This window comes from Streptomyces sp. NPDC004658 (assembly GCF_040609555.1).
Taxonomy (GTDB): domain Bacteria; phylum Actinomycetota; class Actinomycetes; order Streptomycetales; family Streptomycetaceae; genus Streptomyces.
In genome coordinates, this window is the sequence record NZ_JBEXKG010000215.1 from 1 (window position 1) to 10,160 (window position 10,160).

Genomic DNA, 10,160 nt, shown 5'->3' on the forward strand with positions numbered 1-10,160 from the left:
AGCCGCTCGGTCCGCGCGGCGATGTAGCCGAGCATCGTGGTCGGCGAGGACGGCACGAACGGCGGGTTGTGGTGCTCACCGGTCGCGAAGACGTCGAGGCCGACCTCCTCGGCCTTCAGCGCGATGGCGACCATGGCCTTGATCCGCTCGCGCTCGGTCGGGGTCCGCCCCGTGGTGGGGTCCGGCGTGACATCGCCGACCGTGAAGATCCCGAACTGCATGGTCGCTCACCCTCCAGGTTGTTGACCGTTCAACTATACCCCTCCAACGCCCACCACACCCCGGGTATTCCAGCCCCGCCCCCGCCCCCCTTTCCCGGCCCCTACGGCACCAGCACCACCCGCCCCCGCACCCCGCCCTCCGCCAGCCGGGCATGCGCCTCGGCCGCCTTGTCCAAGGAGAAGGTCTCGGCCACCCGCAGGGTCAGCACCCCCTCGTCCACCAGCCGGACCAGCTCCGCGAGCCGCGCCCCGTCCGCGGCCACCGCCACGGCGCCCGTCCGCACCCCGCGCACCGACGCCGGATACGCCCCGGGCCGCACCCCCGTGTACGCGCCCCCGTCCCGCACCCACTCCAGCGCCGGCTCACCGAGCACCGCCGCGTCCAGCACCGCGTCCACGCTCCCCGGCTCGGCAGGCCCGGCCGTGAAGTGCGCGGCACCCAGCGTCCGCACCAGCTCCTCGTCACCGGCCCGCGCGTGCCCGGTCACCTCGATCCCCCGGTGCGCGGCCAGCTGCACGGCGAACCCGCCGACCGCACCCGCCGCCCCGGTCACCAGCAGGGACGCGCCCGGCGCGAGGTCCAGCAGGTCCAGCGCCTGCACGGCGGTCAGCCCGTTCAGCGGCAGGGTCCCCGCGTGCACGGCGTCCACCGTGGCAGGCGCCTTCGCCACCGCGCCCGCGTCCACGACGACGTACTCGGCGTGCGCGCCCAGCGGGTCGGCCACCCCCGGCACCAGCGCCACCACCGGATCGCCCACCTGCCAGGCGGCGGCCACCCCGACCGCGTCCACCGTCCCGGCCGCGTCCCAGCCGAGCCCCAGCGTCTTGCCGGCCCCGCCGAAGAAGCCGGCCCGCACCCCGGCGTCCACGGGGTTCAGCGCCCCCGCGGCCACCTTGATCCGCACCTGCCCGGCCCCCGGCTCCGGCACCGGCACCTCGGCGATCTCCACCGCGTCCGGACCGCCGAACGCCCTCACCACAGCAGCACGCATGACAACTCTCCTCAGCAAAGGGCAGTTGATGGTTTCCGCGGCACCTTTCCGGCCGCACGACCCACCGTAGGAGAGCTACTATCTGCGGGTAAGTAGTTACCTGAGAGTGCGTAGCAGACCAGGAGGAGAGCCCATGGCGACCATGACCGCCGCCCAGCGCCGCGAACAGGCCCGCGCCGACTACGACGCCTTCCTGCGCAGCTGCCCCACCAACCAGCTCCTCGGACGGCTCAGCGACAAGTGGGTCAGCCTCGTCGTCGCCGCCCTGTCCACCGGCCCCCTGCGCTACAGCGACCTCGGCCGCAAGATCGCCGGCGTCAGCCCCAAGATGCTCACCCAGACCCTGCGCACGCTGGAGCGGGACGGCATCATCAGCCGCACGGTCACCCCGTCCGTCCCGGTCCGCGTCGACTACGCGCTCACCCCGCTCGGCGCCAGCCTCGCCGGCCTGCTCACCGCCGTGAAGACCTGGGCCGAGACCCACTTCGACGAGGTCCACGAGGCCCGCGAACGCTACGACGCCGAGAACCCCGCCTGACCCGACGGCGGCTCCGGCGCGGAAGGCATCACCGGCCCCAGGTCACAGACCCCCCGCCACGGGCGTCAGAAGGTCAGAACGCGTACGGATCGCCGGTCGCCAGCACCAGCACCGCCATCCGGTCGTTCGACCGGTCCTGGTCCAGCACACCGGCGCTCCACGCGGTGTCGACCTCCAGCGTCAGCTCCGACGGCCGCTCCCGCAGCCGTACCGGCAGCCTCAGCTGCTCCCCCGCCGCGTCCACGGCCAGCGGCCCGGTCCCGCACAGCACCGTCCGCTCGTCCTCCCGGGCGCAGCGCGCGGGCAGCTCCTGCCGGTCGGCCAGCTCCTCCGACCAGCGCAGCCGGACCGTCGCGTCCGTGACCGCGGTGGGGCCGTTGTTGCGCGGGGTCAGCAGCACCTCCACCTGGTCCCCGTCCATCGTCGCGGTCCCGTGGAAGGCGAGATCGGCCTCCGGAACCGGAGCGGCCACCGCGACCCCCGGCGCCAGCACGGCACCCGCACACAGCCCGGACAACACCCACGACCGCATCCGCATGCCCTCACCACTCCTCGCTCGCGACCACACGGCCGTCTCCACGGCTGCCGTACGGATGTATGCCACGCGCGCCGCCCCCCAGGCGCCCTCCAACAGGTGACGCGCCCTCCCCCGGGCGACACCGCAACGGCGTGCCAAGCTGCCCCCATGCCGATCCTCCGCTCCGCCGCCCTGTTCGTCGTCGCCGCGCTGTTCGAGATCGGCGGCGCCTGGCTGGTCTGGCAGGGCGCGCGGGAACACCGGGGCTGGCTGTGGATCACCGGAGGCGTCCTCGCCCTCGGCGCCTACGGATTCGTCGCCACCTTCCAGCCGGACGCCCACTTCGGCCGCATCCTCGCCGCCTACGGCGGGATCTTCGTGGCCGGCTCGCTCCTGTGGGGCGTCGTCGCGGACGGCTACCGCCCCGACCGCTGGGACATCACCGGCGCGCTGATCTGCCTCGCCGGGATGGCGGTCATCATGTGGGCGCCGCGAAACGGCGGCTGAGGCTCACTTACGCTGGACGGGACCACTCGACCGACCGCCCAGCCGCAGCCCCAGGAGCAGCCATGGCCACCGCCGCACCGTCCGCCGCCTCCCGCATCGCCGTCGTCACCGGCGCGAGCAGCGGCATCGGCGCAGCCACGGCCCGGCAGCTCGCCGCGGCCGGCTACCGCGTCGTCCTCACCGCCCGCCGCAAGGACCGCATCGAAGCCCTGGCCGAGGAACTGACCACGGCCGGCCACTCCGCCGTCGCGTACCAGCTCGACGTCACCGACCGCGCCGCCGTCGACGAGTTCGCCACCGCCTTCCAGACCATCGGCGTCCTGGTCAACAACGCGGGCGGCGCCCTCGGCGCGGACCCCGTCGCCACCGGCGACCCGGCGGACTGGCGCACGATGTACGAGACGAACGTCATCGGCACCCTGAACCTCACCCAGGCGCTGCTGCCGAAGCTCGTCGCGAGCGGCGACGGCGTCGTCGTGGTCGTCTCCTCCACCGCCGGCCACGGCACCTACGAGGGCGGCGCCGGCTACGTCGCCGCCAAGCACGGCGCCCACGTCCTCGCCGAGACGCTCCGCCTGGAGATCGTCGGCCAGCCGGTCCGGGTCGTCGAGATCGCCCCCGGCATGGTCAAGACCGACGAGTTCGCGCTGACCCGCTTCGGCGGGGACACGGAGAGGGCCGAGAAGGTGTACGAGGGCGTCGCCGAGCCCCTCACCGCGGACGACGTGGCCGAGACGATCACCTGGGCGGTGACCCGCCCCAGCCACGTCAACGTCGACCTGCTGATCCTGCGCCCGCGCGCCCAGGCGTCCAACACGAAGGTGCACCGGGAACTGTGACGGACGAGAATCCGCCGGCGGAGGACACCTTCGAAAAACGGCGCCTGGCCCAGGAGACGAAGAACGAACGCCAGGTCTGGTACTTCCTGGCCTACTTCCTCTTCGGCATCCACATCATCGCGTTCATCATGATCTACGCCGTACGGCACGCGAAGTAGCGCTCGGGGCAGGGCCGCGGTGGGTACGGGTGGCTCGGCTCGGAGACGGACCGCGTCATGAATGCCGTCGATCGCCGTGGTCGGATCGGGGCACGCATGCCGGTTCACCAGCTCGCGCATCTCGCCCAGAAGCATGCCTTCAGCCGTGCACGGAGGTGCCCCCACCCGTCCCGCCGCAGCAGGACCGGGCAAGGTCTGCCGCCTCCGGGCGCCCGGTCACAGGTTCTGGCCGCCCGAGACCTCGATGTCCTGGCCGGTGATCCAGCGCCCCTCCTCGGAGACCAGCATGGCGATGACCATGCCGATGTCGTCGGGTTCGCCGATCCGCCCGAGCGCGAACGTCTTCGCCAGGTCGGGAATGATCTCAGGGTTCCTCGCGAAGGCGTCATCGGCGAAGCGGGTGCGGGTGGCGCCGGGGGCGACGGAGTTGACGCGAATGCCGCGGGCGCTGAACTCCTTGGCCATGTACCGGGTGAGGACCACCATGGCGCCCTTGAGGGCCGCGTAGACGGAGTAGCCGGGTGCGGTCACCTGGGGCAGGGTCGAGTTGCTGGTCAGGTTGACGATGGCACCGCCGTCGGCCAGCAGCGGCAGCAGGGTCTGGGTGAGGAAGAAGGGGCCCTTGAACAGGCCGTCGGTGAGCTTGTCGAATCCCTCCTCGGTGGTCTCCTCGATGAACGCCATCCCGGCGAAGCCCGCGTTGTTGACCAGATGGTCGAAGGAGTCCCGCTGGAAGGTCTCGCGCAGGACGCCGGCCACGGCCTCGCGGAAGGCGGGAAAGCCCGTCGTGTCGCCGATGTCCAGGCGCAGCGCCACGGCGGTGCCGCCCACCCGCTCGATCTCGCGGACGGTGTCCTGGACGCCCTGCTCGTTGGAGTTGTAGGTCAGGACGACGCCGGACCCGCGCTTGGCGATCTGGACGGCCGCGCTCTGGCCGATGCCGGAACTGGCGCCGGTGACGACGGCTACCTTCATCTGTTGTGCCTCCTGGGCATCCGGAGCCCGCAGGCTCCGTACGGAATGTGACCCCTCAAGGCAACCGCGCCACCGTCCTCGCGAACAGAACGATCCTCCCGGTCTCTTGCCCGATCCTGCTGCCTGCGGACGACGATTCCCGCTCCCGGACGCCAGGCGCCCCGGACGAGACCGCCTAGGCGAACGCCGGCAGGTTCCGCGCGACCCACGCGGCGAAGGGCGCGGCCGGGCGCCCCAGGACAGCCTCCACGTCCGGCCCGGCCCTCCGCTCGGCCGGCAGGGGCGCCCCGAGGACGTCCAGGGTGCCGGCGACGACCTGCTCCGGCATGAACCGCGCCATCCCCGCGTGCGCCTCCTCGCGGGACAGCTCCACGAAGGCCACCTTCTCGCCGAGGGCCGCGGCGATGACCCCGGCCTGCTCGCGGGGGCTGATGGGCTCGGGTCCGGTCAGCTCGTACACCCGGCCCGCGTGCCCGTCCTCCCGCAGTGCGGCGGCGGCCACGGCGGCGATGTCCGCCGGGTCGACCACGGGCAGCGCGACATCCCCGAAGGGGGCGAAGACGGTACGCCCGGTGCGGACCGACTCGGCCCAGGCGAGGGCGTTGGAGGCGAATCCACCGGGGCGCAGGATGGTGAACTCCCGCCCGGACGCCCGTACCGCGGCCTCCAGGGCCCGCAGCCGGGCGTGCGAGGGCGCGTCGGGCCGGGTGGCGCTGACCTGCGAGGAGACCAGCACGATCCGCCCGACCCCGGCGTCCGCGACCACATCCAGCAGGGCGTCGGGGCTCTCCCCCCGGAAGTTCAGCTCACCCCCGAGGACGAGGAACACGGCGCGGGCACCGTCGAGGGCGCCCCGCAGGCCCGCCGCCTCCCCGACGCCCCCGCGGACCCAGCGCACCCCGGCCCCGGACGGCGCGGTTCCCGGCCGCCGCGACACGGCCACGACCTCCTCACCGGCCCCCGCCAGCAGCTCCACCAGCACACGCCCGACGTTCCCGGTCGCACCGGTCACAGCGATCATCACGAGCCCCCAAATGAGTCAGTTGACTAACTGACTCGAAACCTAGCAGCCCTACACCCCCGGCTGTCTATAGTCAGTCAGGTGACAAACTCAGTGGATCGGCGGGAACGGGCGTCACAGAAACGCCGGCGGCTCACGGCGGCGGCGGCCCGGGTCCTGCACGAACAGGGCGTCGAGCGCACCACCCTCGCCGACATCGCCCGCGAGGCCGGCGTCCCGGTCGGGAACGTCTACTACTACTTCAAGACCAAGGACGAACTGGTCCAGGCCGCCCTGGCGGAACACCGCGCCCACCTGGACGAACTCACCGCCGAACTGGACCGGTTGCCGACCCCGCGCGACCGCCTCAAGGGCCTCGTCGAGGCATGGACCGCCCACCGCGAGACCGCCGCCCGCCACGGCTGCCCCACCGGCACCCTCGCCGTCGAACTGGACAAACGCGCGGACGGCACGCTGGACGCGGAGGCCGGCGCGGTGATCCGCCGCCTCCTGGACTGGGCCGCCGCCCAGTTCCGCACCTGGGGCCTCCCCGACCCCGACGACCACGCCCTCACCCTGATCGCGGCCTACCAGGGCATGTCCCTCCTGACCAACGCCCTCCGCGACCCCGACATCATGGCCAGAGAGGGAGCCCGCCTGCTGCGCTGGCTGGACTCGCTCCAGGTCACCCCTTGACGCAGACGACCTGCTTCAGCTTGGCCACGACCTGGACCAGATCCCGCTGCTGGTCGATGACCCGGTCGATCGACTTGTAGGCGCCCGGGATCTCGTCGACGACTCCGGAGTCCTTGCGGCACTCCACGCCCCGGGTCTGCTCCTCCAGGTCCTTGGTCGAGAAGCGCCGCTTGGCCGCGTTCCGGCTCATGCGCCGGCCCGCGCCGTGCGAGGCGGAGTTGAAGGCCAGTTCGTTGCCGAGACCCTTCACGATGTAGGAACCCGTGCCCATCGAGCCCGGGATGATCCCGTACTCGCCGGAGCCGGCCCGGATCGCTCCCTTGCGGGTCACGAGCAGGTCCATGCCGTCGTACCGCTCCTCCGCCACGTAGTTGTGGTGGCAGGAGATCTCCGGCTCGAAGGTCGGCTTCGCCTTCCTGAACTCCTTGCGGATCACGTCCTTCAGAAGCGCCATCATGAGCGTGCGGTTGTACTTGGCGTACTCCTGCGCCCAGAACAGGTCGTTGCGGTAGGCCGCCATCTGCGGGGTGTCCGCGACGAAGACGGCGAGGTCCCGGTCGACCAGGCCCTGGTTGTGCGGGAGTTTCTGAGCCACCCCGATGTGGTGCTCGGCCAGTTCCTTGCCGATGTTGCGGGAGCCGGAGTGGAGCATCAGCCAGACTGAATCGTCTTCGCTTACGCAAACTTCCAGGAAGTGATTCCCCGATCCGAGTGTCCCCATTTGTCCCAGGGCTCGGCTCCTGCGGAAGTGCACCGCCTCCGCGACCCCCTCGAACCGCCCCCAGAAGTCCTCCCACCCGGCCGTGGCCAGACCGTGGAAGTCCCCCGGCTCGACCGGGTCGTCGTGCATCCCCCGCCCCACCGGAATCGCCTGCTCGATCTTCGACCGCAGCCGCGACAGGTCCCCGGGGAGGTCGTTCGCCGTCAGGGACGTCTTCACCGCCGACATCCCGCAGCCGATGTCCACCCCGACCGCCGCCGGGCACACCGCGCCCCGCATCGCGATGACCGAGCCGACCGTGGCGCCCTTGCCGTAGTGCACGTCCGGCATCACGGCCAGGCCCTTGATCCACGGCAGGGTCGCCACGTTCTGGAGCTGGCGCAGGGCCACGTCCTCGACCGTCGCCGGGTCCGTCCACATCCGGATCGGGACCTTGGCGCCCGGCATCTCCACGTACGACATACGTTCCTCGTTCCCCCGGAATCAACAACAAAAGGCTTAGAAGCAGCAAAACGCAAAAGCGGCGCCAAGGTCGACGAAAAGGGACAAGGGACCGGCGTCCACGGCAGTGCGTGCGATACACATTGTCTCCAGGGGGCGCCCCGCTGCGGCAAGCGAATAACCAGCGGGGACACTGGAGCACCAGCGATCGCACACCGTCGAGAGGAGCCCGACCGTGCAGCGGAAGGCGTACGTAACCGGCACCGCCGCCCTCCTCGCGGCGCTGCTGGCCGGCTGCACGAGCGGCTCGGGGGACACCGGCCCGGCGGACAACGCCAACCCGGGCGACACCGGCTCGACGGTGGCCGCCGCCCAGCCCGGCAAGTACAGCACGCTCCCGGAACCCTGCGGCGCGGTCGGCCACGACACCCTGGACGCGCTGCTGCCCGGCATCCAGCAGATCACCGACCCGGCGCAGCGGGACAAGGCCTACCAGGGCGACGCCGCGCTCACCTACGACACCGATCGCAAGGTCGGCTGCCGCTGGAAGGTCGAGTCGGCCGACGCCACGGACCGCCTGTCGGTCGACTTCGAGCGCGTGGTGTCGTACGACAACACGGTCAGCGACGACGACCAGGCGCAGAAGCTGTTCCTGGAGAAGGAGACGGCCGCCGACCTTCCGGCACCGCCGGCCTCCTCGGCACCGCCGGCCTCGTCGCCGTCGCCCACCGCGTCCGCGTCCTCGTCCTCGTCCGCACCCGCGAAGGGCTCCGCCGGCGGTGCGGCCTCCCCCGACGCGACGAGGTCCTCTTCCTCCAACTCCCCTTCCTCCTCGGGGTCGTCCGAGTCCGCCGACGCGTCGTCCGGTGCCACGCCCACCGATCTCCAGCCGCGCGCGCTGACCGACCTCGGTGACGAGGCGTATCTGGACGACCGGCTCAGCGCGTCCGGTTCGACGGCCGAACAGCGGACGGTGACTGTGGTGTTCCGCACGTCCAACGTCATCGTCACCATCCAGTACGAGGAGCAGCCGATGGCCATGGGAACGGTCCCGGACAGCAAGGAAATGCAGGACAGGGCCCGTAATCTGGCCTCTCGGCTGGACGACGCGCTGGGCGGCTGACGGTCTCCCGGGTACCGCCGGCCCCCGCGCGCAAAGGGCGTGAACGGAAACCGCACAGCTCCTTCACCGCGTACCGTGGCCCCGCAGGAACCCGCACGAACACCGAGCGTCATGAGTGAAGGAACCATGCAGCGAGCAGCCCAGCGAGACGACCTTGCCCAGCGACACCAGCGAGCCGAGCGCCTCCGCCGCGTTCTTGTCTGCGCGGCAGCCGTTCCCGCGGTTCTGATCACCGCCGCGTGCTCCTCCGACTCGGGTGACTCCAAGGCGAAGTCCGGTGGGGAGAGCAGCACGCAGTCGGCGGGGGGCGGCAGCACGCAGCCGTCGGCGAGCGCGTCCCCGACGGTGCAGGCGGCAGCGTACGCGAAGCTTCCCGACGCGTGCGCGGTGCTGTCGAAGAAGACGCTGGCCGACCTGGTCCCGAAGGGCGCGAAGTCCGGCAAGAAGGGCAGCTCGGACGAGCCGTCGTCGCGGGCCTCCTGCTCCTGGAACAGCCTCGACAACAACGGCGTGAAGGGCTCCCAGTTCCGCTGGCTGAACGTCTCCCTGCTCCGTTTCGACTCGGACGCCACGCGCGGCTCCGGTGACGACCAGGCGCACACGTACTACGCGCGGCAGGTGAAGGACGCGCAGGCGGTCGACGGCGCGAAGAACACCAAGGCGATACCGCTGTCCGGCACGGGCGCGGAGGCGACGGCGGTGCGCTACGACCTGAAGAAGAAGGAAGGTCTCTTCAAGCAGCAGACGGTCGTCGCCCGGGTGGAGAACGTCGTCGTGGCGGTCGACTACAACGGGGCCGGTCTGGCGGGCGAGAAGACGCCGGACGCCGACGACCTGACGAAGGCCGCGGAGAAGGCCCTGAAGGAGGCCGTGGCGTCGGTGTCGTCGGCCAACGGGGCGGGCGGTAAGGCGACTTCGCCGGCGTCCCCGTCCACGTCGGCGTCGCCCTCCAAGTCGCCTTCCACGTCCCCCTCCAAGTCGGCCTCCGCCGGCGCGTCCGCGTCCGCGTCGGCCGCGAAGAAGAGCTGACCGGAGGCCGTGACGGCCGACCGGCACCACGTTCGCCGTACACGTGTGCCACTCTGTTGCGCGCAACAACACGCAATGGGAGGGGAGTACGAGTGGCCGCGCCACTGCAGCTGACTCGGATGCACCGCGTGCTCATCGGCGTGGTCGTGACCGGCGCGTTGATCATCGCCGGCATCGGCTTCGCCGGTTCGTACGCGGCCGTCCGTGAGCTGGCCATCAAGAAGGGCTTCGGGAACTTCTCCTATGTGTTCCCGGTGGGCATCGACGCAGGCATCTGTGTCCTCCTCGCCCTGGACCTGCTGCTGACCTGGATCCGCATCCCCTTCCCGCTGCTGCGCCAGACGGCGTGGCTGCTGACGGCGGCGACGATCGCGTTCAACGGCGCCGCCGCCTGGCCGGACCC

Annotated in this window: 14 protein-coding genes; 8 read left to right on the forward strand and 6 right to left on the reverse strand. The window is 71.5% G+C overall.

Features of this window, described 5'->3' with window-relative positions:
- Both ABZV94_RS37370 and ABZV94_RS37375 read right to left on the reverse strand, forming a co-directional pair.
- A partial coding sequence (locus ABZV94_RS37370; protein ID WP_356348756.1) for an LLM class flavin-dependent oxidoreductase occupies positions 1-221 on the reverse strand: 221 nt, incomplete at its 3' end.
- Positions 222-322: 101 nt separating this feature from the next.
- On the reverse strand, positions 323-1,213 hold the full coding sequence (locus ABZV94_RS37375; RefSeq protein ID WP_356348758.1) for an NADP-dependent oxidoreductase: 891 nt from the start codon (positions 1,211-1,213) through the stop codon (positions 323-325).
- A gap of 133 nt (positions 1,214-1,346) precedes the next feature.
- Between ABZV94_RS37375 and ABZV94_RS37380 the strand changes: the two genes are divergently transcribed.
- Positions 1,347-1,751, forward strand: a complete 405-nt coding sequence (locus tag ABZV94_RS37380) for a helix-turn-helix domain-containing protein (RefSeq protein WP_356348761.1) — start codon at positions 1,347-1,349, stop codon at positions 1,749-1,751.
- Between the two features lie 73 nt (positions 1,752-1,824).
- Here the strand turns inward: ABZV94_RS37380 and ABZV94_RS37385 are convergent, their stop codons facing one another.
- Positions 1,825-2,289 (reverse strand): hypothetical protein, encoded by a 465-nt coding sequence (locus tag ABZV94_RS37385; RefSeq protein WP_356348763.1) that lies wholly within the window; start codon positions 2,287-2,289, stop codon positions 1,825-1,827.
- Between the two features lie 147 nt (positions 2,290-2,436).
- On the opposite strand from ABZV94_RS37385, the gene ABZV94_RS37390 reads away from it, so the two are divergent.
- The 3 genes from ABZV94_RS37390 to ABZV94_RS37400 all read left to right on the forward strand — a co-directional run bounded on the left by ABZV94_RS37390 (position 2,437) and on the right by ABZV94_RS37400 (position 3,772).
- The gene (locus tag ABZV94_RS37390) at positions 2,437-2,775 is read left to right on the forward strand and encodes a YnfA family protein (protein ID WP_356348766.1); all 339 of its coding nucleotides are present in this window, start codon (positions 2,437-2,439) and stop codon (positions 2,773-2,775) included.
- A 62-nt stretch (positions 2,776-2,837) separates the two neighbouring features.
- A complete protein-coding gene (locus ABZV94_RS37395; RefSeq protein WP_356348768.1) occupies positions 2,838-3,614 on the forward strand; it encodes an SDR family NAD(P)-dependent oxidoreductase in 777 nt (258 codons plus the stop codon).
- Positions 3,611-3,772: a hypothetical protein gene (locus ABZV94_RS37400; protein ID WP_356348770.1), complete on the forward strand. Its 162-nt coding sequence runs from the start codon at positions 3,611-3,613 to the stop codon at positions 3,770-3,772. The genes ABZV94_RS37395 and ABZV94_RS37400 overlap by 4 nt, the downstream gene beginning before the upstream one ends.
- Positions 3,773-3,988: 216 nt before the next feature.
- Here the strand turns inward: ABZV94_RS37400 and ABZV94_RS37405 are convergent, their stop codons facing one another.
- Both ABZV94_RS37405 and ABZV94_RS37410 read right to left on the reverse strand, forming a co-directional pair.
- Positions 3,989-4,747, reverse strand: a complete 759-nt coding sequence (locus ABZV94_RS37405; protein ID WP_356348773.1) for an SDR family oxidoreductase — start codon at positions 4,745-4,747, stop codon at positions 3,989-3,991.
- A gap of 175 nt (positions 4,748-4,922) precedes the next feature.
- Entirely contained in the window at positions 4,923-5,768 is an 846-nt protein-coding gene (locus tag ABZV94_RS37410) for an NAD(P)H-binding protein (protein ID WP_356348775.1), read from the reverse strand.
- Positions 5,769-5,849: 81 nt separating this feature from the next.
- On the opposite strand from ABZV94_RS37410, the gene ABZV94_RS37415 reads away from it, so the two are divergent.
- On the forward strand, positions 5,850-6,443 hold the full coding sequence (locus ABZV94_RS37415) for a TetR/AcrR family transcriptional regulator (protein ID WP_356348778.1): 594 nt from the start codon (positions 5,850-5,852) through the stop codon (positions 6,441-6,443).
- On the opposite strand, the gene ABZV94_RS37420 is transcribed toward ABZV94_RS37415, so the two are convergent.
- The gene (locus tag ABZV94_RS37420; protein WP_356348780.1) at positions 6,433-7,626 is read right to left on the reverse strand and encodes an RtcB family protein; all 1,194 of its coding nucleotides are present in this window, start codon (positions 7,624-7,626) and stop codon (positions 6,433-6,435) included. The two genes, ABZV94_RS37415 and ABZV94_RS37420, sit on opposite strands and share 11 nt — an antisense overlap.
- Positions 7,627-7,840: 214 nt before the next feature.
- Here ABZV94_RS37420 and ABZV94_RS37425 point away from each other — a divergent pair, with 214 nt between their 5' ends.
- The 3 genes from ABZV94_RS37425 to ABZV94_RS37435 form a co-directional block, all read left to right on the forward strand.
- Positions 7,841-8,728 carry a DUF3558 domain-containing protein gene (locus tag ABZV94_RS37425; RefSeq protein WP_356348782.1) on the forward strand — a complete coding sequence of 296 codons (888 nt, stop codon included), beginning with the start codon at positions 7,841-7,843 and terminating at the stop codon, positions 8,726-8,728.
- Between the two features lie 126 nt (positions 8,729-8,854).
- The gene (locus ABZV94_RS37430) at positions 8,855-9,757 is read left to right on the forward strand and encodes a DUF3558 family protein (protein ID WP_356348784.1); all 903 of its coding nucleotides are present in this window, start codon (positions 8,855-8,857) and stop codon (positions 9,755-9,757) included.
- A gap of 92 nt (positions 9,758-9,849) precedes the next feature.
- The coding region (locus tag ABZV94_RS37435; protein WP_356348786.1) for a DUF2637 domain-containing protein at positions 9,850-10,160 on the forward strand (311 nt) is incomplete at its 3' end.